Below are 26,717 nucleotides of genomic sequence, written 5' to 3'. Positions count from 1 at the left end.
GATCTTTGCAGAACGGGTGTGCTGGTCGGGCGCCCGAAGAGGATTCTGGAATCCGCCACAAAATACTTTGTCCGGCCGCACAAACGGTTAATGATTCCGGTGCGGCGAGGCAATTCGAATAGCTTCTTTGTTTGACTTGTCCGGCGATTTCCCGGACGGTGAGAAAACGATTCCCGGGCCGTTTGGACAGTTGAGTGAGACACCTGCCGCATGTGGCCGAGCGGGTACGGCGGGCGCTCTCCCCGCGCGGCGCCCTGGCACTGCACAGCGTCGACGGAACCCTTTCCTTCGGACTGCGTGCCGCGCTCGCCATGGCCCTGGTCGCCGTTCCGATGGCGCTCGCCGGACATGCCGAAGCATCCGTCTACGCGATGCTGGGCACGTTCACCACCACGTTCGGCCGGAATTTTCCCTATGCCCGAAGGGCCAGGGTGCTCGCGCTGGTCGGGCTCGCGATGACGGCCTGCGTGGGGGCCGGTGCGGCGCTCGGCGTCCGGGCCCACCCGCAGGACGGGGGAGCGGGCGCCGCGGTGGTGGTCGCCGCCATGGCGGTCGTCGCCGGAGCCGCGAAGCTCGGCTGCGACGCGACGCGCTTGCGGGGGCTCGGCGCGGTCCTGCTGCTGTTCTCCTTCGCGGTGTCCGCCTACGGGGCCCCTGCGCCGTCCGATGTGTGGGCGCGCACCGGGCTGGCGGCGCTCGGCGCGGCGGTGGCCTGGGTGCTGGCGATGGCCGGCCGCGTCGTGCACCCGGAGCGGCCGCAGCGGCTCGCCGTGGCCGTCGCCCTGCGCGAACTCGCCGCGCTCCTCGACGCCACCGGCGCAGGCGGGGCGGACCGGCTCGCCCGCCACCAGGCGACCGCCGCCGTCCTCGAAGCACATCGGGCCCTCGGCCTGCCGCCCGCGACCGCCGCCGAAGGCGGACGTGCGGGCGGGCCCTGCGTACGCCTGGCCGCCGTCTCCTGGACCGTGCTGATCCGTTCCGCGAGCCGCCCGCCGGACCTGCCGACCGGGCTGACCGGACACCTGCGCGGGCAGGCGGTCCTCCTCTTGGCACGCCGCCGCGGGCAGCCGGAGCTGCTGCCCGGCCTGGCGGCGCTCGCGGAGACCGAGGCCGCGTCAGGGTCCGTCGTGCGCGGCACCACCCGGCCGCTCGCCCCCGCTGAGTCGGCGGCGACGCTGGAACGGCGCGCCTCCCTCCTCACCGTCGGCCGCCGCGCCGACGCCGCGGGCCGCGCCTCCCGCCGCGCCGTCCTGCTCGTCCCCGCCCTGCGCATGACGCTGGGCACCGGCCTCGCGGGCGGCGTCGCCCTGCTGTTCGGCCTCGGTCACGGCTACTGGGCGGCGATCTCCGCCGCCGCCGTGCTGCACTCCATCAACGTGCGTACCGCCGCGCAGCGCGCCGTACAGCGCACCCTCGGCACCGCGGCCGGACTGGCCCTCGCCCTCGCCGTGCTCGCGCTGCACCCCGGGCCCCTGACGCTCGTCGTCGTGATCGTGTTCCTGGAGTTCCTGCTGGAGTACGGGGTGGCCCACAACTACGGCATCGGGGTGGTGTTCCTGACGCCGCTCGCCCTGCTGATGAGCGACCTCGCGACCCCCGTACCGGCCGAAGACCTCGTGCAGGACCGCGCGTTGGGCAGCGTGGTCGGCATCGTCGTGGCCCTGCTGTGCGCCCTCGTCCTCGTCCACGGGCGTGCGGCGGAGCGGGTCCAGCGCGCCCTGACGGCGTGCGGCGCCGCCGCCGAACTCGCCGAGCGGGCCCTGGCGAACCCCGGCGCCGCCACGCTGCCGGAGCTGCGCTCGCGCCTTGCCGAGGCCGTCGTCGAACTGCGCGAGGCCGACGACGCGGCGGCCGGCGAACTGTGGCCCGCAGAGCTCGACCCCACCGAGCTCGCCGCCGCCGAACAGCGCGCCCACCGGCTCCTGCACCGCCTGGGCTGACTCCTCCGTCTCAGCCGTCGGTGCCCAGCCGGACCGCGTCCGTCGCGGTCACCAGCTCGGCCAGCGAACGCGGATCACTGAGCGAACGGCCGGTGAGCTCGCGCACGCGGTTCAGCCGGTACCGGATCGTATTGGGATGGCAGTGCAGCGCCCGGCCCGCGCTCTCGGCCGACCCCGCGTGATCGACGTACGCCTGCAGGGTCTGCAGCAGCGCGACCCGGTCCTCCGCCGGCAGCGCGAGCACCGGCCCGAGCACCTCCTTGGCCAGGCGCCGCCCCTCGTCCGGGTCGTAGGCGATCAGCGCGGCGAGCGGGCTGGAACTGAACTCCCGTACGTCGGGCCTGCCCACGGGAAGGTCGGCGAGGGCCGCCCGGGCGAGGTGGAGCATGCGCGGGGTGTCGGCGAGCGACTCGTACGAGGGGCTGACACCGGTACGGGACGCGGCGGCCGCGCGCAGCACGCCCAGGACGTCCTCGCGCTGGTCGTCGCGCAACGCGATGACACCGGCCTGGAGGGCGGGCGTCAGATGCCAGGCCGACACGATGCCGAGCCTGCCCAGCATGCGCTCCACGCCGACCAGGCTCTCCTCGGCGAGACCCGCGGTCTCCGCGGTCGCCACCATCAGCTTCGAGTCCAGCGGCAGACCGAGCAGCCTGCCGACCTCCCACGAACCGGACTCGGGCACCAACTGACCGGTGAACAGCGCCTCCATGAGCGCCGAACGCCGCCGCTGCTGGGCGACCAGCAGCTCCGCGGTCGCCGATCGGTAGGCCTCCGTGAGCGCCAGCGCGTGCTCGTCGGAGAGCCGCCACAGCGTGCTCGACGCGGACAGCAGCGCGTCCAGGACGTCCGGGCGTGCGACGCGGCGGGCGTGCTCGACGAACAGGTCCCAGAGCATGGCGCACGCGATGCGGTAACAGCGCAGCACCTCCGGCAGCGGCGCCCGCTGGCGCGCGCGGCGGCGGCCCGTCTCGGAGGGCGCCGACAGATCGGGCGCGGACGAGGGCCCGGCGAGACCGTCGAGGATGAACCGCAGGTTCGCCGCGACGGAGGCGTGCAACTCCGTGGCCGGGACGATGCTTTCGTCGCGGTAGAGGTCGATGCGCTCGCGGCTGGCCGCGCACACGTCGTCGATCAGAGCGGGCAACCGCTGCTCCGCCCACGCCACCAGCTCACCCAGCAGGGGATCGGGCAGCTGGGCGGGCGGGCCCGCGACGTGATCGGCCATGGGCGGTGCTCCCCTTGTGGGTCCGGGACGGTCGGGCAAGGGCCCAAGAAGTAGCCGCGGCGCGTCGCGGGCGTCAAGTCGGCGGCCCGTCCGTGTCGGGGCGACGAGCGGGGGCGGGGCGGCACCCGTCGGTCTAGGGTGCGAGCCATGAGTGCCTGGCTGCCGACGTCCGCGGTTCCCCGCCTGGCCGTCTCCGTGGGGGTCGGCCTCGTGGCCGCGGTGGCCGTGGGTCTCGTGGTCGGCGTCCCCCTGGGCATCCTCACCGGCATCGCCGCCGCGGAGCTGGTCTTCGTGGCCGCGGGCTGGCTTGTCCTGTGGCCGATGGACGCCGCCGCCACCCGCCTCGAGGCACGCCGTGAGGACTTCGCCCCCGTCACCGAGGAGTTCGCGGTCGTCGGCACCGCGCTGTGCGGGCTCGGAGCCATCGTGGTGCTGCTGCTCCTGCACGGCTCGGGCGCCCGCAACGCCGCGGCCGCGGTCGCCCTGGGCGGCGTGTTCATGGCGTGGGCGGCCCTGCACCTGATGTACGCCGCGCGCTACGCCTACCTGTACTACCGGGACACTGCGGGCGGCATCGACTTCAACTCCGACGACCCGCCCGCGTACCGGGACTTCTTCTACTTCAGTTACAACCTCGGCATGACGTACCAGGTGTCCGACACCAACGTCTCCAGTTCGGTGATCCGCTCGGTCGTGCTGCGGCACTGCCTCCTCTCGTACCTCTTCGGCACGAGCCTGCTGGCCACCGCCATCAACCTGGTGGCGGGCATGGTCACGGGCTGACGGGTTCTGTTGCGCGCGACAAAGGACTTTGTCGCGCGGTTGCCTCTTCCACGTGCCGAGCGCCGGCTTCCTGGACGACCAGCCCGCCGTGTCTACGGGTTCCGGGTGACCGCCCGCGAGTCGCCCTGCCGGTAGCGGTCGAGTTCGGACGGATCATGGGCGGAGAAGATCTCGACCTGGTCGCCGTGGTCCTTGGCGAGACGGCGCAGTCGGGCCTGGTTGCGGTGGCGGGCCGGGCCCTCGACCTGGACGAGGCTCTGGAAGAGGGCATGTCCGGGCGTGCCGCGCGGGGCGAGCAGGTCGATCTCGCCGGGCGAGAAGTACGCGTCCCCGGCGTGCAGCAGCCAGCGCGAGCCGCTGTGGCGCACCGCCACACCGGTGTGGCCGCGGCTGTGTCCGGGCAGCGGGATGAGCGCGATGTCGGCCGGGACTCCGCGGAGTTGGCGTACGGCCTCGAAGCCGAACCAGTCGTCTCCGCCGGCCGCGGGGTCGTAGGTCACCCAGTCGGGACCATGGGCCCACTGCCCGGCCCGGTACCGGTGGCGTTCGGCCCGCGTGGCGGCCCTCGTCGCCGCCCGGTGCTCGGTCGCGTGGAGGTGCACCTTCGCCTTGGGGAAGTCGGGCAGCCCGCCTGCGTGGTCGAGGTCGAGGTGGGTCACGACGATGTGCCGGACGTCGTCGACCGCGTACCCCAGCGCGGTCACCTGCCGCACGGCCGTCTCGGCGGGGTCGAGGCGCGGTCGAGTGAGGAACAGGAACTTGCGGCCCAGGGACCGCGCGGGGTCGGCGACGTCGCGCGCGCCGATCCCGGTGTCCACCAGCACGAGGCCCTCGTCGGTCTCGACGAGCAGGCAGTGGCAGACCATCCGGGCGCTCCGGTACGGCGGCCGGTCGCCATTGACGAGCCTGCCGCCGATCGGCCTCATCGTGCCGCAGTTCAGGTGATGGACGCGCATGGTGTTCCCCTCCGGATCGCACCGCCGTGGTGCCGAGTTGGACAGCGGGCCTCACGCTAAACAGTGGAGTAGGGTCCAAGGTCAAGCCATGATCTGCAGGAGGGGCATGCGTATCGGGGAGCTGGCCGCGCAGGCGGGCCTCACGAAGGACACCATCCGGTTCTACGAGAGGCTCGGCCTCGTCACCGGGAGGCGGCTGGCCAACGGATACCGCGACTTCCCTCCCGAGACGGTGACATGGTTGCAGCACATCCGCACCGGCCAGGCGCTCGGATTCTCCCTGGCGGAGATCGCCCGGCACGGGGAGGAACTGCGCGACGCGCCGGACATTGGGCAGGCGTTGTCGGCGCTGCTCAAGGAGAAGATCCGGGACGTCGACGCGCGCATGGCTGAACTCGCCGCTCTGCGGGCCGACCTCGAGGTCCGGGTGGACGAGCGATGCCCGTTGGAGCCGGCCGGCTCGTAGCATGCGGCGCATGGCCATCAAACTTGAGAACGTCGCCATCGCCGTCCGCGACCTCGAAGCCACGATCTCCTTCTTCACCGACCTGGGCCTCACGGTCCTCGGCCGGGACACGGTCAGCGGTGAGTGGACCGACACCGCCGTCGGTCTCGACGGCAACCACGCCAAGATCGCGATGCTGCAGACGCCGGACGGACACGGCCGCCTCGAACTCTTCGAGTACATCCACCCCGACGCGATCGAGACGGAGCCGACCCTCCCCAACGAGATCGGCATGCACCGCGTCGCCTTCTCGGTCGACAACATCGACGAGGCCCTGGAGACGGCCGCACGGCACGGCTGCCACCCGCTGCGCGGTGTCGCCACCTACGAGGACATCTACAAGCTCACGTACGTGCGCGGGCCCAGCGGCATCATCGTGATGTTCGCCGAGGAGCTGAAGAAGGGCTGACGGCCGATCGGACCAACCGTCCCGATGTCGGGATGCCGCGCCCCGGGTGGGCTGCGACGATCGGCAGGCGTCCATTCCTGCTCGAAAGGCCCACCCATGCACGCTGTACCCGTGAAGCGGAGCGCCCGACGCACCCGACGCCGCGCCGTCGGCGTCGTGTGCGCCGTCGCCGCGTCGCTGACCCTGCTCAGTGCCTGCTCGTCGGACGACGGGGACGACACCTCCTCGGGCACCAAGGGGAGCGAGAGCGCCGCCCCGAAGGACGAGTCCGGCGACCCGAGCCCGTCCGGCCGGCTGAACGAGGACCAGAGCGAGCGCAAGAAGCTGCTCTCCGCGACGAAGGTCGCCTGGGACAAGGCGGCCCGCACGGCGCAGAAGGAGGTCTCCGGCAGCAAGCTCCTGGAGATCGAGCTCGGCGACGACAAGCAGGGCAACCCGGAGTGGGACGCCGAGGTCGTCGCGTCGGACGGCACCGGCACCGACGTCCGGATCGACGCCGTCACCGGCAAGGTGAGCGGTTCGACGACGGACAAGGACCAGGACGCGGACGACAAGAAGGAGAACACCGACAAGCTCGCCGCGGCCAAGATCAGCGCGACGAAGGCCGCCGACACCGCCACGGAGCGCAAGAAGGGCAAGGTCACCTCCGTCGCCCTCGACGACTCCGACGGCGGGTCCACGGTCTGGTCGGTCGACGTGGTCACGCCTGCCACCTGGGACAAGACGTCGTTCGACATCGACGCGGCCAACGGCAAGGTCCTGAACGAGCACGTCGACCAGGACTGAACCGCGCAGGGGGCGGGCGGCTCGGCCGCGCCCGCCCCACCGGTGGTGCCTCAGGTCCGGATCGCCGGGTCGCTCACACCCGCCTGACCGTTCTCCACGTGGCCCGCGAAGCGGCGCAGGAAGCCCTTGTCGGCGTCCGAGACCACCGACACGTCGTACCAGCGCTTGCTCGCGCGCAGGTCCACGGTGTGCTGCACCGTGGCACCGGGCTTGACGGTGAAGGTCTCGTTCCCGTCGCCGTAGGCGTTGCTGACGGTGAGGTGGACGGCCGCGTCCGTCGGGTTGGTCATCGTCAGCGCGAGGTTGCCGGAGTCGGCGGCGTGCCGGGCGGTGACCTCGGGTGCCTTGGCGGCGCCGGGGCCGCGGAAGGCGCGCAGGAACCCGTTCGGCCCGTGCACCGTGAGGTCGTACGTCCCCTTGGAGTACTCCGTGTTCCAGCTGTCGGAGATGCTCTTGCCGGCCTCGGTGGTGTAGGTCCACGGGCCGTCGGTGCGCACCGGGGCGGTCACGTAGAACTGGGAGCCTGTGTCGGGGCCGCCGGTGAAGGTGAGCTGGTAGCGGCCGCTCGCCGGGTCCACGGCGCCGTCCACCGCGGGGGCGTAGCGCAGCGGGCGGGAGGGGCGGCTGCCCTTCTCCTGCACGGGCAGCGAGCCCTGGGCCGGCGGCTTGGGCACGTAGCTGTCGTGGCGCTCGCGGTCCGGCGGCTCGTAGGCGTCGGTGTCGGGGAGTTCGGCCGGGTCGGTGTCCTTGAGGGAGAAGTCGAACGCCGAGGTGAGGTCGCCGCAAATGGCGCGCCGCCAGGGGGAGATGTGCGGCTCCTGCACTCCGAAGCGGCGCTCCATAAAGCGGATGATCGAGGTGTGGTCGAAGGTCTCGGAGCACACATAGCCACCGGTGGACCAGGGGGAGACCACGATCATCGGGACGCGCTGGCCGAGGCCGTAGACGCCCGCCGCGTACTTGGCACTGCCCTCGAAGACGTCGAGCGTGGTGTCCACGGTGGAGCGGCCGTCGTCCGCGGAGCGGGGCGGGTAGGGCGGCACGACGTGGTCGAAGTAGCCGTCGTTCTCGTCGTACGTGATGAACAGGGCCGTCTTGGACCACACCTCGGGGTTCGAGGTCAGCGCGTCCAGGACCTGGGAGATGTACCAAGCGCCGTAGTTAGTGGGGAAGTTGGGGTGCTCGGAGAAGGCCTCCGGGGCGGCGACGTACGACACCTTCGGCAGCTTGTCCGCCTTGACGTCGGCTCTGAGGAGGTCGAAGTACCCGTCGCCCGCCTTGGCGTTGGTGCCGGTGCGGGCCTTGTCGTACAGCGGGTCGCCGGGCTTGGCGTTGCGGTACTGGTTGAAAAAGAGCAGCGAGTTGTCGCCGTAGTTGCCGCGGTAGGCGTCGTCGATCCAGCCCCAGCCGCCGTCCGCGTCCAGGCCGTCGCCGATGTCCTGGTACACCTTCCAGGAGACCCCGGCCTCCTCCAGGCGCTCGGCGTACGTGGTCCAGTCGTAGCCCGCCTCCTCGTTGCCCAGGACCGGGCCGCCGTCCTTGCCGTCGTTGCCGACGTGCCCGGAGAGCATGTAGTAGCGGTTGGGGTCGGTGGCCCCGATGATCGAGCAGTGGTACGCGTCGCACACCGTGAACCTGTCGGCGAGCGCGTAGTGGAACGGGATGTCCTGCCGGGTCAGATACGCCATCGTCCCCGTGGACTTGGCGGCGATCCAGTCGTCGTACTTGCCGTCGTTGAAGGCCTTGTGGCCGCCGGCCCAGTCGTGGTTGAGGCCCGCGATGAACTGCATGCCGAGGTTCTCGGCGTCCGGGTGGTACGGCAGTGTCTCCTTGCCCGTGCCGTCCGCCTGGTGCCAGACCGGCTTGCCGCTGGGCAGCGTGACGGGGCGGGGGTCGCCGAATCCGCGGACGCCCTTCATCGCGCCGAAGTAGTGGTCGAAGGACCGATTCTCCTGCATCAGGACGACGATGTGCTCGACGTCGTCCAGGGTGCCGGACCTGCGGGCCGCGGGGATCGCGGCGGCGCGGTCGATGGAGTCGGTCAGCGCGGCGATACCGGTGGCGGTTCCAGCGGTGCCGGCGGCGGCGCCGGCGATCTGGAGGAAGCGCCGTCGATTCAGTTCTGCCATGGGTGGAAGGCCTCGTGGGGGAGAAGCGAACAGAAGTCGCCAAAGTGTTTCAAGAGGTCTGGTCCACTGGGAAGAGTGCAGGGATGTCCGGACAGTAAACCGATGGCCAATTCCGGCGGCCCCGACCCACGTACTTACGCCAGGGAGCGGGTCATTCGGCCCGGGCGCCGCCCATTTCGGCCGGGAAGTCCGTCGCGTCGCAGTCGAAGCCCTGGATCAGCTCGTGGAGCTTCCATGCCTCCGACTCGTTCCGCCGGAACTCCACGATGGTCGCCGCGGTGGACCCGGCCACGGGCGTGAAGTCCGTCTCCAGGAGGTCCGTGTACTTCTCCACGACCAGGACCCCGGCGTTCTGGATGTCGGAGAAGGTGCGCGGGTCGGCGTCCTGATGGATCACCACTCCGACCACCACGCGGCTGTACGAGGGGGCCAGGCGGTCGAGTTCGAGCGCCATGACCTCGACGAAGCCGAAGCCCATCCCGGTCTCGCTGTGCCGGGTCATGTTGATGGTGCCGTCGGGGGAGCGGCTGTCGTAGTGGACGACGTACGCGGGGTCCCCGTAGGGATCGTCGGCGGAGTAGGTCGCGGCGACGATGTCGAGATGGCGTGGTGACTCGCCCACGGGACTGGGATCCCACCGCAGCCTGACCTCGATCTTCTGCAGTCCCGTCGTGACGCTGCTCACCGGACGCCGCCTCCCTGCGTCGAATCGACCAGGAGCCCTTCCGCCCCCGTGCCCTCAAGTATGGCCTGCGACCAGCGCCTTGATGCTCCCTTAGCGCAATTCGCCCCGCTCCCGAGGGTCCGGGCCGAGCCGGCGGGCCCGCCCCGCGTTGATAATGGGATCCATTTTCATGTAGCGTCCTGGTGTCGCCGCCCCCGTCCCGCACCCACTCCCACCAGTAACTCCATGGAGGACCCGATGGCCGTTCCCAAGCGGAAGATGTCCCGCAGCAACACCCGCCACCGCCGCGCCCAGTGGAAGGCGACCACACCCCAGCTCGCCCCGGTCACGGTCGACGGTGTCTCCCATCTCGTCCCGCAGCGGCTGGTGAAGGCGTACGAGCGCGGACTGCTGCGCCCCGAGGGCTGACGCGACATGACCGCCGAACGACTCCCCGTCACCGTCCTGTCCGGCTTCCTCGGGGCCGGCAAGACCACGCTGCTCAACCACGTGCTCGGCAACCGCGAGGGGCTGCGGGTCGCCGTCATCGTCAACGACATGAGCGAGATCAACATCGACGCCGCCCTGGTGCGGGGCGGCGAGGCCGCCCTGTCCCGCACCGAGGAACGCCTCGTCGAGATGACCAACGGCTGCATCTGCTGCACCCTGCGCGACGACCTCCTGGAGGAGGTCGACCGGCTGGCCCGCGAGGGTCGCTTCGACCATCTCCTCATCGAGTCGTCGGGGATCTCCGAGCCGATGCCGGTGGCCGCCACCTTCGCGTTCGCCCGCGACGACGGCGCCACGCTCGGGGACGTCGCCCGCCTGGACACCATGGTCACGGTCGTCGACGCGGCGAACTTCCGCGCCGAGCTGGACAGCGGCGACGAACTGGCCGAACGCGGCCTCGACCAGTACGAGGACGACGAGCGCACCGTCAGTGATCTGCTGATGGACCAGATCGAGTTCGCCGACGTCATCGTGGTCAACAAGCTCGACCTCGTCGACGGGCGGGCGGCCGACCGCCTCCGGGCGGTGCTGGCCCGGCTCAACCCCGTGGCCCGCATCGTCCCGGCGGTGCACGGCCGCGTCCCCGCGAGCGCCGTCCTGGGCACCAGGCTCTTCGACCTCGACCGCGCCCAGCAGGCCCCCGGCTGGGTCCGCGAACTCAACGGCGACCACGTGCCCGAGACCGAGGAGTACGGCATCTCCTCCACGGTCTTCCGCGCCCAACTGCCCTTCCATCCCGGCCGGTTGTGGCACTTCGTGACGGAGGGCATGGACAGCGGCGCCTACGGCCGGATCCTGCGCTCGAAGGGCTTCTTCACCCTGGCCGGCCGCTCCAGGGTCACTGGCCTGTGGTCCCAAGCGGGCTCCGTCGCCCGCTTCGAACCCTCGGCGGCCCACGACACGGACGGCCCCGAGCCCCAGGAACTCGTCTTCATCGGCACCGACCTCGACGTGCCCGCCCTGCACGCGGCACTCGCCGCCTGCCTTATGACCCCCGGCGAGCCTCCGCCGACCGTCGACCCGTTCCCTGCGTGGGACACGTATGGCTTCGACGAGGCATGCGATGCGCACCTCGCGGCGAGGTAGTCCGTCGGCCGCGTCGTCGACGGAGCACGGTCCGTGCGTGCTCGATTCGGGTGAATCTCGCGCTCTTTCCGTTGCGCAATTCACCAGAAACCGTCTGGTCGAGTAGCAGTATGCCCCTCATGCAACGTAAAAGAACTATTAGCCGAAAAGCCGTCAGAACCGGCGCGGTGGCCGCTCTTTGCCTCGGGGCCGTGGCCGGCGGAAGCATCGGTGTCAGTGCCGCTGCCGCGGCGCCGGTGAAGGTGCACCCCTCCGACCTCGGCCCGGAGGGGCCCTGGTACCGGCTCCAGGACGACCCCTCGAACGCGGGCAAGTCGCCCGGAACCCAAGAGGTCTCGCCGGAGCCGGACCCGGTCCATTTCAACGGAAGCCTGCACCTCGCGGTGAAGGACGGCCAGCAGGCCCAGGCCGCCCACTACTTCACGGGTGCGGCGTCGCTCTCCACGCTGCTGTCGCGCGGCATCTCCTACCGTGCCTACGTGGATTCGGACCGGTCCAGCCTTACGGGATACGGCCCCAACCTGCAACTGCCGTCGCTGTGCCTGGGGGCGTTCACCACGCTCAGTTTCGAACCGAACGCCAACGCCGACACCGGAGGCCATCAGGGCATGGCGGGCGACACGTGGCAGAAGTTCGATGTCACGAAGACCTCGCTGGTGAAGACGTCTCGGGCGATTCCCGGAGTGGCGGCGGCCGGAGCCACCGCACCGCTCGGCGAGTTCGCGCAGGCATGTCGTGCGGAGGGGGACGGTGCCATCGGCGTCATCGCCAACGTCGGCTCTCTGGGCAGTACGGACGCGAGCCTCGACACCTACGTGGACGACATCGCCGTCAACGGTGCCACCTACGACTTCGCCCGCACCGGGACCGCGCGTGCCGCGCTGTCCACCCCGGCCAAGCTGGTCAAGGGCAAGCGCGCCGGCGGCGCCACCATCGAGTACACCAACCCGGCCTCCGGCCCGCGCTATCCCGCCACCGGCAGCCGCCTGGTGTTCAAGGGGGCGAAGGCGCTGGCCCCCAAGGACCTGCGGATCACCTCCCAGGGGCAGCGCGTCCAGCCGACCCGGGGGCCCGGCGGCTCGCTGGTCGTGGAGCTGAACTCGGTGCGCCGGGCGGGCGCGGACCTGGCTCCCTCGGGCAAGGCCGGGTCCGACTTCCAGCTGGCCGCCACCCGCAGCGCGCCGGTCGGCAAGCTCTCCGTGCAGGGCGAACTCACTGTCACCGCCGCCTCGGGGGACCGCGTGGGCACCGGCGTGCGCGCCTCGGACACCACCATGATCACCGCGCCGCGTCCTTCGGGCCCGGTCGACACCGGCGTCGGCGGCACCGCCCCGGAGACGCGGTGACCGCGCCTCACCGAACCTCGGTGCCGCTCGCCGCGGTGCCGGTGCTGCTGGGTGCGCTCCTTCTTCCGGGAGCGCACCCAGCAGCGGCCTCCGCGGACGGGCCGGCCCAGGCCGCCCGGACCGCCTCGACCATCCGCGCCCACGTCCCGTCGGCACACCGCGCGGTCGACCCAGCGCCCGTACGGCTGCGCATTCCCAGCCTCCGGGTGTCCGCCCCCTTCACCGGCCTCGCGCTCGACGCGCGGGACCGGCTGCAGGTCCCCAGCAAGAAGAACCGCAATCTCGTCGGCTGGTACGAGGACGGGGTCCCGCCGGGCGGACGGGGAAACGCCATCGTGTTGGGCCACGTCGACACCAAGGCCGGACCGGCCGTGTTCTACCGGCTCGGCGAACTGCGCGCTGGAAACACCGTGAACGTTCGCCGCGCCGACAACAGCACCGCCGAGTTCCGCGTCACGGCCGTCAAGACGTACAAGAAGAGCCACTTCCCCAACCGCCTGGTCTACGGCGCCACACGCGACGCCCAACTGCGCCTCATCACCTGCGGCGGCGAATACCGCAAGAGCGAGGGCGGCTACCAGTCGAACGTCGTGGTCTACGCGAAACTCAGGAGCATCCACCGGGCCTGAGGGCTTCCGGCCCGCGGCGGACCATCGGCGTCCGGGTCCTGCCGCGCAGGAACCCGGACGCCGATGCAGCTACGAGCGCAGCAGCTCCGCGCACTTCTCGCCGATCATCATCGTCGTGATGCACGGATTGACGGTGACGAGGTTCGGCATGGCCGAGCCGTCGGCGACCCTCAGGCCCTCGGTGCCCTTGACGCGGAGGTGGGGGTCGAGTGGGGCGAGGGGGTCGTCGGGTGCGCCCATCTTTACCGTGCATGCCGGGTGGTAGACGGTGTTGTGGGTCTGGTGGATGTAGGCGAGGAGTTCGTCGTCGGTGCGGACGTCCGGGCCCGGTGCCAGTTCCGCGCCCTTCCAGCCGGTCAGCGCGGGCTGGGCCGCGATCTCGCGGGCCAGTTTGAGGCCGTGCGTCATCACGCGCGCGTCGTGTTCGTGGGTGAAGTAGCGCGGGTCGACGCGCGGCTTGTCGCGGAAGTCGCGGGTGCGCAGGCGGACCGTGCCGCGTGATTTGGCGCGGGTCACGTTCGGGGTGAGGCAGAAGGCGTTCTCCGTGGTCGGATAGCCGTGCCGGGCGGTGTTCATGTCGAACGGCACCGAGCCGTAGTGGAACATCAGGTCCGGCCGGTCGAGGCCGGGCTCGGTGTCGTAGAAGATGCCCGCCTCCCACCACTGGTTCGACGTGGTGGGCATCGGCTGCTTCGCCTCCCACATGATCACGCCCTCCGGGTGGTCCTGGAGGTTCTCGCCGACGCCGGGCGCGTCCACCAGTACGTCGATCCCGAACTCCCGCAGGTGCGCGGCCGGTCCGATGCCCGAGAGCATCAGGAGCTTCGGGGTGTCGATCGAGCCGCAGGAGACGATGACCTCGCGGCGGGCGCGTACCGCGTGGGTGTGGATCATGTCGGGGGCGAGGTACTCGGCGCCGACGCAGCGGTTCTGGTCGAACAGCAGCTTCTTGGCGCGTACGTCGGTGCGCACGGTCAGGTTGGGCCGCTTGTCGAGGATCGGGTGGAGGTAGGCGACCGAGGACGACTGGCGGATGTTGTTCTCGTCGGAGTTGATCTGGAACCAGTTCGCGCCGCGGATCACGGTGCTGCCCGTGTTGAACGGCGTCGTCGGGATGCCGGCCTGCGCGCACGCCTCCAACAGGGCGGTGCCGCACGGGTCTTCGCCCTTGACCGTGCGCAGCTTCACCGGACCGCTGCGGCCGTGGTGGTCGCCGGGCGCGTCGTTGCTCTCCAACTTGCGGTACAGCGGGAAGAGTTCGTCCGCGGTCCAGCCCGTGCAGCCGCCCGCCGCCCAGTCGTCCAGGTCCTCGGCCGGCGCCCAGAACGCGATGCACGAGTTGTGCGAGGAGCAGCCGCCGAGCACCTTCGCGCGGGCGTGCCGCATGAAGCTGTTGCCGCTGGACTGCGGCTCGACCGGGTAGTCCCAGTCGTAGCCGGACTCCAACAGGCCCATCCAGCGGTCGAGTTGGAGCACGTTCGGATCGCCGACGTCGCTCGGCCCCGCCTCCAGGACACAGACCGACACCGAGGGGTCCTCGGAGAGTCGGGCCGCGACCACATTGCCGGCGGTGCCGCCGCCGACCACCACGTAATCGAAGACGTCAGTGCTCATGTGCGGTTGACCTCCAGGGGTGTTGCGGACGGTTCGGACTGCTCGGACTGTTCGGCGGCGTGCTCCGTCAGGACGCCGGTGCGGTGGCGCTGGACGAACCAGTAGTAGGCGAAGCCACCGCCCGCGATGACACCGATGAAGAGGACGGCGCCCCAGCGCAGGTACCAGTGGTGCGGGGGCGCGGCGTTGTAGACGGCGGCGCGCGGCCAGATGAGATTGAGGGTCATCGCCGCGCCCCACAGCACGGCGAGGATGTTGACGGGCAGACCCCAGCGACCCAGCGAGAACTTTCCCTCGCCCGCCGGCCGCCACTTGCCGCGCAGCCGCGCCACCAGCATGGGCACGGTGACCAGCAGATACGCCAGGTAGATCATGATGATGCCGATGCTGGTGACCACGGTGAAGATCTGCGGCTGGCGGATGTTCACCAGCAGGATCGCCAGCGCGAGCACCCCGATGATGACGGCCGGTGCCACGGGTGTCTTGAAGCGCGGGCTCACCCGTGCGAGCAGCGACGCGGCCGGCAGATTGTTGTCCCGGGACATCGCGAACGCCAGCCGGATCGCCGCCGTGTGCACCGCGAGCGCGCACACCGTCACCGCGATGAGCACACACCACAGCATGGCCTTCCCGGCCGTCGGACCGAGCACGTCCAGAACGACGTACTGCAGCCCGTCCGTCGACAGCTCGCCGCCCCGCAGCGACGAGACACTCATCAGCGCGAGCAGCAGGATGAGCCCGCCCAGGACGAACGACGCCAGGATGGCGCGGATGATGGCACGCGGCGCGTTGCGCGACGGGTCGAGGGACTCCTCGCCCAGCGAGGCCGCCGTGTCGAAGCCGTACATGACGTACGCGGAGGCCAGCGATGCCACCAGGAACGTGCCCAGATAGCCGAACGAACCGCCGCCCCCGGCGTGCGCGGTGTGTGTCACCACCTGCGGTCCGCGCACCACGTGCACCGCGAACAGCACGATCAGGACGACCGTCGCGAGCAGCTCCAGGAACACACCAGCCGTGTTGATGGTCGCCATCAGCTTCACACCGAAGGCGTTCACGAGCGTGGTGAACAGGATCAGGACCGCGGCCAGCACGACCGCGTTCGTCGCGACGTCGTACGTCCCCGTGCCGTCCCCCACGAACTGGAACACCGACGAGATCTGCGGCAGCGTCAGCTGGTAGGCGAGGGACACCGCCGCGATCGACACCACCGAGGCGACCAGCATCATCCAGCCCGCGAGCCAGCCGACGTGCCCGTTGCCCACCTTCTTGGCCCAGTTGTAGATCGAGCCGGCCACCGGGTAGCGCGCGGCCAGTTCGGCGAAGCACAGCGCCACCGTGAACTGGCCTGCGAACACCATCGGCCAGGACCACCAGTAGGCCGGGCCGCCGTGCGCGAAGCCGAAGTAGAACAGCTGGAAGGTGCCGGTCAGGATGGAGATGTAGCTGATCCCCGCGGCGAAGGTGTGAAAGGTGCCGAGGGTGCGCTTGAGCTCGGGCCGGTAGCCGAACTCGGCGAGCCCGGCGTCGTCGCCGCCTTCGTGCGCGGGCCGCGTCATGCGAACCAGCCCTGGACGGTGGGCGCGGCGGTGCGCCAGATGTGTTTCGTCTCTCGGTACTCGGCGAGCCCGGCCGGCCCCAGCTCGCGGCCGAACCCGGACTGCTTGTAGCCGCCCCACTCGGCCTGCGGGACGTACGGGTGGAAGTCGTTGATCCACACCGTGCCGAGACGCAGACCGGCCGCGACCCGCTCCGCCTTCGCCGCGTCGCCCGTCCACACGGCGCCCGCGAGGCCGTAGATGGAGTCGTTGGCGAGGCGCACGGCCTGCTCCTCGTCACGGAACCGCTCGACGGTGAGGACCGGGCCGAACGACTCGTCCTGGACGACCGACATCCCGCTCGCACACTCGTCGAGCACGGTCGGCAGGTAGTAGAAGCCGTCCTCGTACGCGGGGCCGTCCGGGCGTGCGCCGCCGCAGCGCAGCACCGCGCCCTCCTCGATGCCGCGGGCGACGTACGCCTCGACCTTCTCGCGGTGGGCCGCCGAGATCAGCGGGCCGGTCTGGGCCCGCTCGTCGAACGGGCCGCCGAGCCGGATCTCCCGGGCCCGCCGCACCACCTCGTCGACGAACCGGTCGTGCAGCGAGTCCTCCACGAGGAGCCGGGTGCCGGCCGAGCACACCTGGCCCGAGTGCACGAACACGGCCGTGAGCGCCATGTCGACGGCGGCCTCGAAGTCCGCGTCCGCGAAGACGATGTTGGGGTTCTTGCCGCCGAGTTCGAGCGCCACCTTCTTCACCGTGCCGGCGGCCGCCGCCATCAGCCGCCGACCGGTCGCGAGGCCCCCGGTGAACGACACCAGGTCCACGTCCGGATGGTCGGCGAGCGGGGCACCGGCCTCCGGGCCCGCGCCCAGGACCAGATTGGCGACGCCGTCCGGGACACCCGCCTCGGCGAGCAGCCGGACGAGGTGCAGCGCGGTGTGCGGAGTCAGTTCGCTGGGCTTGAGGACGAAGGTGTTGCCCGCGGCGAGGGCGGGTGCCACCTTCCAACTCGTCTGCAGCAGCGGGTAGTTCCACGGTGTGATCAGGGCGCAGACGCCGACGGGCTCGTGCACGACCCGGCTGTCGGAGCCCGGCACCCCGTTGTCCACCACCCGGCCCTCGTCGACGGCCGCGAGCCGCCCGTAGTAGCGGAAACAGGCGATCACATCGTCGATGTCGTAGCCGCTCTCCACCAGCCGTTTTCCGGTGTCGAGGGACTCCGCGCGGGCCAGCTCGTCCTTGTCACGGGCGAGCAGATCGGCGACGCGCAGCAGCAGATCGCCGCGTTCGGCGCCGGTGGTGTGCGGCCACGGCCCCGCGTCGAAGGCGTGCCGGGCGGCCGCGATGGCCTCGGTGGTGTCCTTGCCGCCGGCCTCGTCGACGACCGCGACCAGCGAGCCGTCGGCGGGGCAGTGGATCTCGCGGGTGCGTTCGTCCCGCGGGGTCGTCCAGGTGCCTCCGATGAAGAGGTCAGACACTCTCGGCCTCCAATGGCTCGATCGGGCAGGGGTGGATGTGGGTGGTGGCAGTGCGGAGGGTTGCGGGGTCTTCGTCGCGAGAGGCCTTCGGGACGTTTTCGGGTACGGCGGACATGCCCCTCCTGGGACGTGGCGGGGAGAAGGGTGTGCCTGGAGGTGTGGAGCGGCTCAGGGCGCGGGGACGTTCGCGCGCTCGGCGTCGACGGTGGTGTCCGGGCCGTGGCCGGTGTGGACCACCGTGGGCCCCGGCAGGGTGAGCAGCCGGTCGCGGATCGACGCCGCGATCGTCGGTGCGTCGGAGTACGAGCGGCCGGTCGCGCCGGGGCCGCCGTGGAAGAGGGTGTCACCGGTGAACACCGCGGCGAGGGCGGGGGCGTAGAGACTGCAACTGCCCCAGGTGTGGCCGGGGGTGTGCAGGACCTGAAGCTCGATGCCGGCGACCGTGAGGCGCCGGCCGTCGGCGAGTTCGCCGTCCGGCTTGCGGCGCGGGTACACCGTCTGCCACAGCTCCAGATCGGCCGGGTGCAGCAGGACGGGCGGCGAACCCACGGCGGCGGACAGTTCGGCCGCGGCGCCGATGTGGTCGTCGTGGCCGTGCGTGCACACGATCGCTGTGACCCGGCGGCCGCCGACGGCCGAGGCGATGGCGGCCGCGTCGTGTGCGGGGTCGACGACGAGCACTTCCTCGTCGTCCCCGATCAGCCACACGTTGTTGTCGACGTCGAAGGTGTCACCGTCGAGGCTGAACGTGCCCGAGGTGACGACGCGTTGGGCCCGGGCGGACGGGGCGGCGGCGGGGGTCACAGGACCACCACCGAGCGCAGCACCTCACCGGAGCGAATCTTGGCGAAGGCCTCCTCGACCCCGTCCAGGGAGATCGTCTCGGTGACGAAGCCGTTCAGGTCGAGCAGCCCGTACAGGTGCTGGTCGATCAGGACCGGGAAGTCCCGGCTGGGCAGACAGTCCCCGTACCAGGACGACTTGAGGGCGCCGCCGCGCGAGAACAGGTCGGCGAGCGGGATGTCGACGCTCATTCCGGGCTCGGGCACACCGACCTGGACCAGCACCCCCGCGTGGTCGCGCATGTAGAACGCCTGCTTGTACGTCTCCGGGCGGCCCACCGCGTCGACGGCGATGTCCACGCCGAAGCCGTCGGTCAGCGCCCGCACGGCCTCGATCGGGTCCATGCCACGGGAGTTGACGGTGTGGGTGGCGCCGAACCGCTCGGCCTGGGTGAGCTTCTTGTCGTCGATGTCGACGGCGATGACCTTGCGCGCGCCGTTGAGACAGGCGCCCGCGATGGCCGCGTTCCCGACGCCACCGCAGCCGATGACCGCCACGGTGTCACCACGCTGGACGTTGCCGGTGTTCACGACGGCGCCGTAGCCGGCCATCACGCCGCAGCCGATCAGGCCCGCCGCCTCGGGGCGGGCGGTCGGGTCGACCTTCACCGCCTGCCCGGCGGCGACCAGCGTCTTCTCCGCGAACGCCCCGATGCCGAGGGCGGCGCTCAGCGGGGTGCCGTCGAGCAGGGTCATGGGCTGCGCGGCGTTGCGCGAGTCGAAGCAGTACCAGGGGCGGCCGCGGCGGCAGGAACGGCAGGCGCCGCAGGGGGCGCGCCAGGCAAGCACCACGTAGTCGCCGGGCGCGAGGTCGGTGACACCGTCGCCGACGGACTCCACCGTGCCCGCGGCCTCATGGCCGAGGAGGAACGGGAACTCGTCGCCGACGGCGCCCTCCCGGTAGTGCAGATCCGTGTGGCAGACGCCGCATGCCTGCACCCTGACCAGGACTTCGCCGGGTCCGGGATCGGGCACGACGATCGTCTGCACCTCGACGGGGGCACCCTTCTTCAGGGCGACGACGGCGCGGACTTCTTGTGGCACGACCCAACTCCTCTGCGGTGACTGCGCAATGACACCCGCACGACCGCGTGTTGCGTATCGCAGGATGCATTGCGCGATGAGAGACGACCGCAGTCATAGTGGGAAGGACACCAAGACGCCGTCAAGGGGCGGGAGTTAACCGACCGCAAATTGGCCGGAACGCTCGAAACCTTCCCGGAACACAAGAACGCGGAGCAGGGTTTCCCCTGCTCCGCGTCGAGTGCCCTGCCCCGTCCGGGGCGGGCCTCCTCAGAAGCCGTGCCCCATGCGCTGGGAGAGATCGACGGCCGCCGCCACGGTGGACTTGGCGAGCTCCGGCAGATGTTCCTCGGTCATCCGGAACACCGGCCCGGACACGCTGATCGCCCCGATGACCTTCCCGTCGTGCGCGCGGACGGGCGCCGACACCGCGGCGAGCCCGAGCTCCAACTCCTCGACGGCGATGGCGTATCCCTGCTCCGCCACCTTCTCGAGCTCGGTCCGCAGCACCGCCGTGCGAACGGTGGTGTGCTCGGTGAAGCGGGGCAGTGTGCGGGCGAGGAGTCCTTCGCGGACCACCGGCGACAGGTGGGCGAACAGCACCTTTCCGCTGGAGGTGGCGTGCAGCGGTGTGCGTCTGCCCAGCCAGTTCTGCGCGGTCACCGCGGCGGCGCCGCGCGCCTGCATCACATTGACCGCCATGTCCTCGTCGAGCACGGCGATGTTCACGGTCTCGCCCAGCTCGTCGGCGAGGTCGCGGCAGACCGGCGCGCCCTCCTGGGAGATGTCCAGACGCACCGCCGCCGCACCGGCGAGCCGCAGCATCCCCGCCGCCAGGAAGTACTTGCCGCGGTCCTTGGCCTGGCCGACGAGGCCCCGGTTCTCCAGGACGCCGAGCAGCCGGAACGCCGTGGACTTGTGGACGCCGAGATCGTCGGCGATCTCGGTGACGCCGGCCTCACCGTGCCGGGCCAGGATCTCCAGGACGCTCACCGCCCGGTCCACCGACTGGACCGAGCTCGCGGGGCCCTTGCCCGACTTCTCCGTACCGGCTGCGCCTGCCGCTTCCGACGTGCTCGATGTGCCCGTTCCCACCTGCGATTGCTTGCGGGTCATAGCTCAACTCTCACCACCTCGCGACCTGTTGTCGGGTCGCATCTTCGAGCAGCCCTTGACGTGAACGGGCACTCGACCGGATTCTGTTGCGTAATGCGCTCCCCCGTGCGGCATGTAGAACAACACGTTACCGAAGAGTTCCGGTTCAAGAAGGGGACCCGCGATTCCCGTCCACCGCCTTGACGGCCCCCCACCCGAGGCGGAGGGCCGTCTGGTCGGCTGCCCGCTGACGGACACTTCATTCGATCTCCGTCGCGGGGAAAGGCGGAGGGCGCTCAGGCGTCGTGGTCGTCCTTGCACCGCAGGAACGCGAGCGTCATGGCGCCCAGGTCCTCGATCAGCGTCGGCAGATCGCTGCCCTCCGCGGCCTCGGCGGCCACATCCAGGGCCAGGGCGCGGGCGAGCGCGGCGTAGACGGTGGTGAAGCAGGAGCCGACCGCGCGGACCGGGTCCGGGTGCTCGATCTCGTCGCGCCGCGAGAGGACGAGGTCGACGAAGCGGTCGCGGGCGTCCATGTAACCGGCCTTGCCCACCTTGGCGACCGCCGGGTCGACGGCACCCCGCTGGAGGAAGGCGCCCAGCGTCTTGCCCTGCTGTTCGAGCACCCCGGCGAAGTCCGCGATCAGCTGCGGCACGAGTTCGGCGAGGCCGGCACCCGCCCAGCGCTCGGGGTCGGTCATCCTGCGGTGGTCCGCGAGCAGCCGCTCCTGGAAGCGGGCCTGCGCGGCGCGCAGCAGGTCGTCCTTGCCGTCGACCCGCGTGTAGATCGAGCCCACCGACACACCGGAGCGCCGGCTGACCTCGGTGAGGGCGAAGCCCGAGTAGCCCTTCTCGGCGAGCAGGCCGAGGGTCGTGTCGAGGACCAGGTCGAAGGAGCGCTGGCTCCGCTCCTGCTTGGGGGCGCGGATGCCGCTGGTCTTCGATGTCGGCTGTGACGGTGTGGGCATTCGCCAAGTCTATGCAGTCCGGTGTCCCTCCAGGGCCGAGCGGCCCCGGAGGTCGCCGTGCCGTACGCCGCTCAGGCCGCGTACACCGTCCGCCCCGGCGCCGCGGTGCGCCCGGCGAACCCGTGGACCTGGTCACCGAGCAGGGACAGCTGCGCCGCCGCGGCCGGGTCCGCGCACGCGCCGTCCGGGGTGAAGAGCCGGCCCTGCCCCGAGTTGAGCGTGACGCCGAGCGGGGTGGGCCAGCCGCGCATGGCGTGCACGACGTTGCGCAGCGCGCCGAGCGTGGTGCCGCAGGCCTGCCAGCCGGCGGCCGTCACCACGAGCCCGACCGCGCGCCCGTCGAAGTACACCCGCTCGTCGTCGCGGAGGTCCTCGAGCAGGTCGAGGGCGTTCTTGACCAGGCCCGAGATGCCGCCGTGATAGCCGGGGGAGCCGATGACCAGGCCGTCCGCCCGGCGCACCGCGTCGACCAGGCGGCGCTGTTCGTCGGTGCGCTCGGGACGCTCGGGCGCGTAGTGGGGGAGCGAGGCGAGGAAGTCGCCGCCGAAGTGCACGGTGCGGGCGCCGCGCTCCTCGGTGGCGGACAGCGCGGCGCGCACGGCGAGTTCGCTGCTGGAGCCGGGGCGGGTGGTGCCGCCGATGCCGACGATCAGGTGGCTCATCGCTCGCTCCCCGCGGGGGTCTTCGTACGGAAGCGGGGCATGACCTCGTTCGCGAACAGGTTCATGGACTGCCGGGTCAGGGCGTAACGCTCGGGCGTGAGCGGCCCGTTGGTGAAGCCCATCAGGACGTTCCCGACGCCCAACTCCTCGTAGTGGCCCAGCTGTTCGGCGACCGTGTCCGGGCTGCCGTACAGGCACCAGGTGCGGATCCACTCCTCGCTCAGCGCGTTCGGCGCCTGCGCGGAGGTGAGGTCGACGCCGCTGATGTCCTCGGCGCGCTTGTTGTACGCGTACTCGCGGTCGATGGCCTCCTGGTACGCGGCGAGGATGACCTCCAGCTCCGCGCGCGCTTGCTCGTCCGTCTCGGCCACGTGGACGCACTGGTAGGAGTGGGTGGTCCACGACATGCAGTCGTCGATCACCTGCTGGGGGTGGCCGGAGGCGGCCATCGCCGAGCGGTAGGCGTCGAGGTACTTCTGGAACGCCGTCGAGGGTTCGCCGCTGGCGGGGATCGGCGGGACGAAGGCGGGGATGAACGCCGGCCAGCCGTACTTGGCGGCCCGCGCCGTACTGGCCTCGCGCATCGCGACACTCATCAGGCGGCGGCGCTCGCTGTAGGGCGCCGGGACGATGCGCTGGACGACGGCACCCTTGTACGGGCCGTGCTCGAACTCGATCGGGTCGTCGTCGATCTTCTTGGACCACAGCCGCTGGACCAGCTCCACCTGGGTGTCCATCAGGCCCTTGGAGTCCTGGAAGTCGACGCCGAAGCCGATGGTCTCCTCGGGCGTGGTGCCCGAGCCGATGCCGACGAGGAGTTTGCCCTTGGTCAGGTGGTCGAGCAGGTTCACGCGCTCGGCGAAGCGGACCGGGTGGTGCAGCGGCAGCGTCGTCACGGAGAAGCCGTAGTGCACGTTCTGCGTCCGCGCGGCCAGGTGGGCGGCGAAGAGGAAGGGGTCGCAGGACATCGGCGCGTAGCCCGTGAAGTGGTGGTCGGGCAGGAACACCGCGTCGAAGCCGAGCCGGTCGGCCTCCAGGGCGTGTTCGGCGAGGGTTTCGATGACGTACGCGTCGTCGGACGGGCTCATGGAGCGGCCGACGAGGAAGGCGGAGAAGCGCACGGAGGGACCTCCCGTTAGGAATCCGGTGCGGAAGCCGATGAAGAATCAGAATTGTGATTCTGAAAGTAGATGCGAGGGGGTCGCCCGTCAAGGTAGCTTGAAGCGAAATCAATCTTCTGATTCTGAGATTTCTTGAGGTGGTCATGGATCGACGCACGCAGCCACCCGCATCGCCCGCCGCGCTCACCGCGGGCGAGACCGGCTGGAGCACGGTGGCCGAACCCGCCCTGGGACTACGGCCGTTGCACCTGGTCGACGGCCCGCTCGGACTCGTCAGCCCGGCCTTCGACGAACGGGACACCGCGCTGCTGCTGCCCAGCGGCATCGCCCTCGGGGCCACTTGGGACGAGGGCACGGTGCGCACGGTGGCGACAGCGCAGGCGTCCGAGGCCCGCCGACGCGGATACGACGCCGTCTACGCCCCGAACCTGAACCTCGCCAGGACCGGCCTGTCCGGGCGGACCTTCGAGATGCTGTCCGAGGACCCGCACCTCGCCGGTGTGCTCGGCGCGGCCTGCGTCGAGGGGCTCCAGGGGCAGGGTGTGGCGGCCGTGCCCAAGCACCTGGTGTGCAACGACACCGAGACCGCACGCCAGACGATGAGCGCCGACATCGGCGAGGTGGCGCTGCGCGAGGTGTATCTGCGCCCCTTCGAACTGGCCGTCAGAGCCGGGGCATGGGGCCTGATGGCCGCCTACAACCGGCTCAACGGCGTTCCCTGCACGGCCCACGCCGAGCTGCTCGCGATCGTGAAGGGGGAGTGGGGCTTCGACGGGCTCGTCGTCTCCGACTACTTCGCCCTCCAGGACACGCTCGGCCCCGCGCTCGCCGGACTCGACCTGGAGATGCCGGGGCCCGCGATCCACTTCGGCGACCGCCTCGGCGAAGCCGTCGCGCGCGGAGACGTCCCGCGAGAGCGGCTCGACGACGCGGTGGAGCGACTCCTGCGCCTGGCGCGCCGCGTCGGCGCCGTCGAGGGATCGGAACGCCAAGTGGCCGACCCCAGCGTCCATTTGGAACCGGATGCGGCCGAGGAAGCCCTGGTCGACGCGGCGGCCGCGGCCTTCGTCCTGGCCCGCAACGAGGGCGAGCTGCTGCCCCTCGACACGGGCACGGTCCGCCGCCTCGCCGTCATCGGACCCAATGCCGACCGCCCCTGCTACCAGGGAGCCACCTTCGGCCGGATCCGTCCGGCGCGCGAGCCGGCCACCCCGCTCCAGGCGCTCCGGGAGCGCTTCGGCCCGCACTGCGAGATCGTCCATGAACGCGGGATCGACACGGCACCGCCCGCATCCCTCGGAGCTTTCCGCGTCACGACCCCAGACGGGAGCCCCGGCGTACAGCTCGAGCATGTACGGGGCGGGCGCACCGTCTTGACGGAGGTCAGGGCCGACAGCGCGTTCATCTGGTTCGGCGAGGTGCCCGGCGCGGGGCCGACCGCCGAGCCCGGCGTGCTGCGTCTGACGGCTGTCCTCACGCCGGACAGCGACGGGGAGTGGACGCTCGGCGCCGGGGGCTCCGGGGGGACCGTGCTCTCCGTCGACGGGACCGCCGTCGCCGAGCGGAAGGCGCCCGCGCCGCAGGATGTGATGGGTCAGGTGGCGCGTGCCGAGACGGCCACCGCCCGGGTCGAGCTGCGTGCCGGGGAACCGGTGACCGTCATGGGCGAGATGACATCGCAGGAGGGTGCCCGCGTGCAGGCCCTGACGGTCACCTGCACACCACCGGTCCGGCACGGGGCCCTGGAGCGCGCGCGGCGGGTCGCCGCAGGGGCCGACGCGGTCGTGCTCGTGGTCGGCGACGAACTGGAGACCTCGCGCGAGAGCAAGGACCTGGAGGCCTCCGAACTCCCCGCGAGACAGGACGCGTTGATCGAAGCAGTGTCCGCCGCGAACCCGCGTACGGCCGTCGTCGTCAACGCCGGGCGACCGGTCCACGCGCCGTGGGCGGACGACGTGGCAGCGGTCGTCCAGGGCTGGTTCGCGGGACAGGGCTTCGGAACGGCGCTCGCGCGTGTGCTCGCGGGCGATGCCGAGCCGGGTGGCCGCATGCCCGTCACCGTGCCGCACGGTGACGCCGACCGGTCCACGCACGGCGAGGGGCTCGACGCCGACCTGCGCCGCGACTACGACGCCGCCGAGCCGACGGGCTACCGCCACCTCGCCCGTACGGGAACCAAGGCCCGCTTCCCGTTCGGCTCCGGACGCGGCTACACGACCTGGCGGTTCGGCGAGGCGGCGCTGCACCGCAGCGGAGCCCGCTGGGCCGTGCGCCTCGATGTCACCAACACCGGCCGCCGCCATGGTCGCGAGGTCGTCCAGGTCTACGTCCGCGCGCCAGGCGAGGCGGACCTGCGGCTCGCGGGCTTTACGGGCGTGCGGCTCGACGCGGGCGCGAGTACCCAGGTCGAGGTGCTCCTCGACGACCGCTCCTGGGAGCGCTGGGACAGGCAGACCCAAGGGTGGACCGTGCCCACCGGCCGCCACGAGGTGTTCGTCGGACGGTCCGTGGAGGAGATCGTGCAGGTGCTCGTCCACGAGGCGTAGGGGCAGGGCGAAGGGGAGGCCCCGGGCGGGCGCCTCCCCTTCGCGTGTCTGCGAAGTCCTCAGAGTAAGCGCACGATGTCCTGGATGGCCCGTAGACCGGACCGGGTGTCGGTCGTCGGCAGGTACTCGAGCCCGACCGGCCCCGTGTACCCGAGCCGCTTCAGCGCGCCCAACTGCGCGCCCCAGTCGACGGACCCGGTCCCCGGCTCGCAGCGGTGCGGCAGATCGGCGATCTGGACGTGCGACACGAGGTCCATCGTGCCGGCCCCGGACAGGACGTCCTCCGGCAGCTCGCCCATCTGCAGCGAGTGGTACGCGTCGTAGAGCAGCGCGAGGCCGGGGGAGTCGACCTCGCGGACGGCGGCCAGGCACTCGGCCGTCGTGTCGAAGAGGGTGCCGGGGTGGTCGACGCGGGTGTTGAGGTTCTCCAGGAGGATCGACACCCCGTGCTCGGCGGCGATCTCGGCACCTGCCTTCAGCGCGTCGACGACGATGCCGTGTTGCACGGCGCGCTTCATGTACGGCAGGCCGACGCCGGAACCGGTCACGATCCGCGTGCAGTTGAGGCGGGCGGCCGTCTCGGATGCCGCGCGGACGTGGTCGAGGAACGCGGTGTGCGTGGAGGCGTCCGCGAGGGTGAGGCGGCCCTCGATCAGCAGGGTGTGCAGCGACGAGCCGGTGGCGTCGAGGGCCTTCTGGAGGGCGGCCGGGTCCTTGTCGCTGTGCGACCAGATCTCGATGGTGTCGATGCCGTGGTCGGCCGCGGCGCGGATGCGGTCGCCGAGGTCGTCGCCCGCCTCGCGGAAGAGGAGTTCGACGTTGACGGACAGCGGCAGGGTGGGCGATGGCATGG

Annotated in this window: 23 protein-coding genes and 1 pseudogene; 10 read left to right on the top strand and 14 right to left on the bottom strand. The window is 71.1% G+C overall.

From position 1 onward, the window contains the following. The first annotated feature begins 311 nt into the window (after window positions 1–311). Window positions 312–1,940 (top strand): FUSC family protein, encoded by a 1,629-nt coding sequence (locus ACZ7L4_RS28525; protein WP_472107381.1) that lies wholly within the window; start codon window positions 312–314, stop codon window positions 1,938–1,940. Between the two features lie 10 nt (window positions 1,941–1,950). Here ACZ7L4_RS28525 and ACZ7L4_RS28520 read toward each other — a convergent pair whose 3' ends face one another. Beyond that, window positions 1,951–3,168: a PucR family transcriptional regulator gene (locus ACZ7L4_RS28520; RefSeq protein WP_472106995.1), complete on the bottom strand. Its 1,218-nt coding sequence runs from the start codon at window positions 3,166–3,168 to the stop codon at window positions 1,951–1,953. Window positions 3,169–3,315: 147 nt separating this feature from the next. Here ACZ7L4_RS28520 and ACZ7L4_RS28515 point away from each other — a divergent pair, with 147 nt between their 5' ends. Next, window positions 3,316–3,951, top strand: coding sequence for a DUF1345 domain-containing protein (locus ACZ7L4_RS28515; RefSeq protein WP_472106994.1), 636 nt, complete (start codon window positions 3,316–3,318; stop codon window positions 3,949–3,951). Between the two features lie 92 nt (window positions 3,952–4,043). Here the strand turns inward: ACZ7L4_RS28515 and ACZ7L4_RS28510 are convergent, their stop codons facing one another. Next, window positions 4,044–4,907 carry an MBL fold metallo-hydrolase gene (locus ACZ7L4_RS28510; RefSeq protein ID WP_472106992.1) on the bottom strand — a complete coding sequence of 288 codons (864 nt, stop codon included), beginning with the start codon at window positions 4,905–4,907 and terminating at the stop codon, window positions 4,044–4,046. A gap of 106 nt (window positions 4,908–5,013) precedes the next feature. Between ACZ7L4_RS28510 and ACZ7L4_RS28505 the strand changes: the two genes are divergently transcribed. The 3 genes from ACZ7L4_RS28505 to ACZ7L4_RS28495 all read left to right on the top strand — a co-directional run bounded on the left by ACZ7L4_RS28505 (window position 5,014) and on the right by ACZ7L4_RS28495 (window position 6,607). Continuing rightward, on the top strand, window positions 5,014–5,373 hold the full coding sequence (locus ACZ7L4_RS28505; protein WP_472106991.1) for a MerR family transcriptional regulator: 360 nt from the start codon (window positions 5,014–5,016) through the stop codon (window positions 5,371–5,373). A gap of 10 nt (window positions 5,374–5,383) precedes the next feature. After that, a complete protein-coding gene (locus ACZ7L4_RS28500) occupies window positions 5,384–5,821 on the top strand; it encodes a VOC family protein (protein WP_472106989.1) in 438 nt (145 codons plus the stop codon). A 111-nt stretch (window positions 5,822–5,932) separates the two neighbouring features. Further along, entirely contained in the window at window positions 5,933–6,607 is a 675-nt protein-coding gene (locus ACZ7L4_RS28495) for a PepSY domain-containing protein (RefSeq protein WP_472106987.1), read from the top strand. Window positions 6,608–6,657: 50 nt separating this feature from the next. Here the strand turns inward: ACZ7L4_RS28495 and ACZ7L4_RS28490 are convergent, their stop codons facing one another. Both ACZ7L4_RS28490 and ACZ7L4_RS28485 read right to left on the bottom strand, forming a co-directional pair. Continuing rightward, window positions 6,658–8,736 carry a phosphocholine-specific phospholipase C gene (locus ACZ7L4_RS28490; protein WP_472106986.1) on the bottom strand — a complete coding sequence of 693 codons (2,079 nt, stop codon included), beginning with the start codon at window positions 8,734–8,736 and terminating at the stop codon, window positions 6,658–6,660. Between the two features lie 151 nt (window positions 8,737–8,887). After that, a pseudogene (locus ACZ7L4_RS28485) lies at window positions 8,888–9,427 on the bottom strand (TerD family protein); the annotation flags it as partial. Window positions 9,428–9,658: 231 nt separating this feature from the next. On the opposite strand from ACZ7L4_RS28485, the gene rpmF reads away from it, so the two are divergent. The 4 genes from rpmF (at window position 9,659) to ACZ7L4_RS28465 (ending at window position 12,971) form a co-directional block, all read left to right on the top strand. Then, the gene (rpmF, locus tag ACZ7L4_RS28480; RefSeq protein ID WP_472106984.1) at window positions 9,659–9,829 is read left to right on the top strand and encodes a 50S ribosomal protein L32; all 171 of its coding nucleotides are present in this window, start codon (window positions 9,659–9,661) and stop codon (window positions 9,827–9,829) included. A 6-nt stretch (window positions 9,830–9,835) separates the two neighbouring features. Further along, window positions 9,836–10,996, top strand: coding sequence for a GTP-binding protein (locus tag ACZ7L4_RS28475; RefSeq protein WP_472106983.1), 1,161 nt, complete (start codon window positions 9,836–9,838; stop codon window positions 10,994–10,996). Between the two features lie 191 nt (window positions 10,997–11,187). Next, window positions 11,188–12,342: a hypothetical protein gene (locus ACZ7L4_RS28470; protein WP_472106981.1), complete on the top strand. Its 1,155-nt coding sequence runs from the start codon at window positions 11,188–11,190 to the stop codon at window positions 12,340–12,342. Further along, window positions 12,339–12,971: a class F sortase gene (locus ACZ7L4_RS28465; RefSeq protein ID WP_472106979.1), complete on the top strand. Its 633-nt coding sequence runs from the start codon at window positions 12,339–12,341 to the stop codon at window positions 12,969–12,971. Before ACZ7L4_RS28470 ends, ACZ7L4_RS28465 begins: the two co-directional genes overlap by 4 nt. A gap of 69 nt (window positions 12,972–13,040) precedes the next feature. Here ACZ7L4_RS28465 and ACZ7L4_RS28460 read toward each other — a convergent pair whose 3' ends face one another. The 9 genes from ACZ7L4_RS28460 to ACZ7L4_RS28420 form a co-directional block, all read right to left on the bottom strand. Continuing rightward, a complete protein-coding gene (locus ACZ7L4_RS28460) occupies window positions 13,041–14,585 on the bottom strand; it encodes a GMC family oxidoreductase (protein WP_472106978.1) in 1,545 nt (514 codons plus the stop codon). Further along, on the bottom strand, window positions 14,582–16,144 hold the full coding sequence (locus ACZ7L4_RS28455) for an APC family permease (protein WP_472106976.1): 1,563 nt from the start codon (window positions 16,142–16,144) through the stop codon (window positions 14,582–14,584). The genes ACZ7L4_RS28460 and ACZ7L4_RS28455 overlap by 4 nt, the downstream gene beginning before the upstream one ends. After that, window positions 16,141–17,607: an aldehyde dehydrogenase family protein gene (locus ACZ7L4_RS28450; RefSeq protein WP_472106975.1), complete on the bottom strand. Its 1,467-nt coding sequence runs from the start codon at window positions 17,605–17,607 to the stop codon at window positions 16,141–16,143. Before ACZ7L4_RS28450 ends, ACZ7L4_RS28455 begins: the two co-directional genes overlap by 4 nt. Before the next feature lie 168 nt (window positions 17,608–17,775). Next, a complete protein-coding gene (locus ACZ7L4_RS28445; RefSeq protein ID WP_472106973.1) occupies window positions 17,776–18,411 on the bottom strand; it encodes an MBL fold metallo-hydrolase in 636 nt (211 codons plus the stop codon). Further along, window positions 18,408–19,493 (bottom strand): S-(hydroxymethyl)mycothiol dehydrogenase, encoded by a 1,086-nt coding sequence (locus ACZ7L4_RS28440; protein WP_472106971.1) that lies wholly within the window; start codon window positions 19,491–19,493, stop codon window positions 18,408–18,410. The genes ACZ7L4_RS28445 and ACZ7L4_RS28440 overlap by 4 nt, the downstream gene beginning before the upstream one ends. 249 nt (window positions 19,494–19,742) lie before the next feature. Continuing rightward, a complete protein-coding gene (locus ACZ7L4_RS28435; protein WP_472106969.1) occupies window positions 19,743–20,588 on the bottom strand; it encodes an IclR family transcriptional regulator in 846 nt (281 codons plus the stop codon). Between the two features lie 275 nt (window positions 20,589–20,863). Continuing rightward, the gene (locus ACZ7L4_RS28430) at window positions 20,864–21,535 is read right to left on the bottom strand and encodes a TetR/AcrR family transcriptional regulator (protein WP_472106967.1); all 672 of its coding nucleotides are present in this window, start codon (window positions 21,533–21,535) and stop codon (window positions 20,864–20,866) included. A gap of 71 nt (window positions 21,536–21,606) precedes the next feature. Continuing rightward, window positions 21,607–22,197, bottom strand: a complete 591-nt coding sequence (locus ACZ7L4_RS28425) for an NADPH-dependent FMN reductase (protein WP_472106965.1) — start codon at window positions 22,195–22,197, stop codon at window positions 21,607–21,609. After that, the gene (locus tag ACZ7L4_RS28420; protein ID WP_472106963.1) at window positions 22,194–23,318 is read right to left on the bottom strand and encodes an LLM class flavin-dependent oxidoreductase; all 1,125 of its coding nucleotides are present in this window, start codon (window positions 23,316–23,318) and stop codon (window positions 22,194–22,196) included. The genes ACZ7L4_RS28425 and ACZ7L4_RS28420 overlap by 4 nt, the downstream gene beginning before the upstream one ends. 143 nt (window positions 23,319–23,461) lie before the next feature. Here ACZ7L4_RS28420 and ACZ7L4_RS28415 point away from each other — a divergent pair, with 143 nt between their 5' ends. Continuing rightward, window positions 23,462–25,864, top strand: coding sequence for a beta-glucosidase (locus ACZ7L4_RS28415; protein WP_472106961.1), 2,403 nt, complete (start codon window positions 23,462–23,464; stop codon window positions 25,862–25,864). Between the two features lie 59 nt (window positions 25,865–25,923). Here ACZ7L4_RS28415 and ACZ7L4_RS28410 read toward each other — a convergent pair whose 3' ends face one another. Then, window positions 25,924–26,715: a TIM barrel protein gene (locus tag ACZ7L4_RS28410; protein ID WP_472106959.1), complete on the bottom strand. Its 792-nt coding sequence runs from the start codon at window positions 26,713–26,715 to the stop codon at window positions 25,924–25,926. Between the last annotated feature and the right edge of the window lie 2 nt (window positions 26,716–26,717).

It is taken from the genome of Streptomyces sp. NPDC107575 (assembly GCF_055657265.1).
Note: the sequence above shows the minus strand (reverse complement) of the source record. Positions and strands in the feature narration are given on the sequence as shown.

Bases quoted from the DNA above. Each gene is read 5' to 3' on its own strand.
- ACZ7L4_RS28510 (WP_472106992.1), bottom strand. From the start codon at position 4,907: ATGCGCGTCCATCACCTGAACTGCGGCACGATGAGGCCGATCGGCGGC.
- ACZ7L4_RS28410 (WP_472106959.1), bottom strand. From the start codon at position 26,715: ATGCCATCGCCCACCCTGCCGCTGTCCGTCAACGTCGAACTCCTCTTC.
- ACZ7L4_RS28520 (WP_472106995.1), bottom strand. From the start codon at position 3,168: ATGGCCGATCACGTCGCGGGCCCGCCCGCCCAGCTGCCCGATCCCCTG.
- ACZ7L4_RS28490 (WP_472106986.1), bottom strand. From the start codon at position 8,736: ATGGCAGAACTGAATCGACGGCGCTTCCTCCAGATCGCCGGCGCCGCC.
- ACZ7L4_RS28415 (WP_472106961.1), top strand. From the start codon at position 23,462: ATGGATCGACGCACGCAGCCACCCGCATCGCCCGCCGCGCTCACCGCG.
- ACZ7L4_RS28515 (WP_472106994.1), top strand. From the start codon at position 3,316: ATGAGTGCCTGGCTGCCGACGTCCGCGGTTCCCCGCCTGGCCGTCTCC.
- ACZ7L4_RS28435 (WP_472106969.1), bottom strand. From the start codon at position 20,588: ATGACCCGCAAGCAATCGCAGGTGGGAACGGGCACATCGAGCACGTCG.
- ACZ7L4_RS28475 (WP_472106983.1), top strand. From the start codon at position 9,836: ATGACCGCCGAACGACTCCCCGTCACCGTCCTGTCCGGCTTCCTCGGG.
- ACZ7L4_RS28430 (WP_472106967.1), bottom strand. From the start codon at position 21,535: ATGCCCACACCGTCACAGCCGACATCGAAGACCAGCGGCATCCGCGCC.
- ACZ7L4_RS28505 (WP_472106991.1), top strand. From the start codon at position 5,014: ATGCGTATCGGGGAGCTGGCCGCGCAGGCGGGCCTCACGAAGGACACC.
- ACZ7L4_RS28460 (WP_472106978.1), bottom strand. From the start codon at position 14,585: ATGAGCACTGACGTCTTCGATTACGTGGTGGTCGGCGGCGGCACCGCC.
- ACZ7L4_RS28500 (WP_472106989.1), top strand. From the start codon at position 5,384: ATGGCCATCAAACTTGAGAACGTCGCCATCGCCGTCCGCGACCTCGAA.
- ACZ7L4_RS28455 (WP_472106976.1), bottom strand. From the start codon at position 16,144: ATGACGCGGCCCGCGCACGAAGGCGGCGACGACGCCGGGCTCGCCGAG.
- rpmF (WP_472106984.1), top strand. From the start codon at position 9,659: ATGGCCGTTCCCAAGCGGAAGATGTCCCGCAGCAACACCCGCCACCGC.
- ACZ7L4_RS28525 (WP_472107381.1), top strand. From the start codon at position 312: ATGGCCCTGGTCGCCGTTCCGATGGCGCTCGCCGGACATGCCGAAGCA.
- ACZ7L4_RS28425 (WP_472106965.1), bottom strand. From the start codon at position 22,197: ATGAGCCACCTGATCGTCGGCATCGGCGGCACCACCCGCCCCGGCTCC.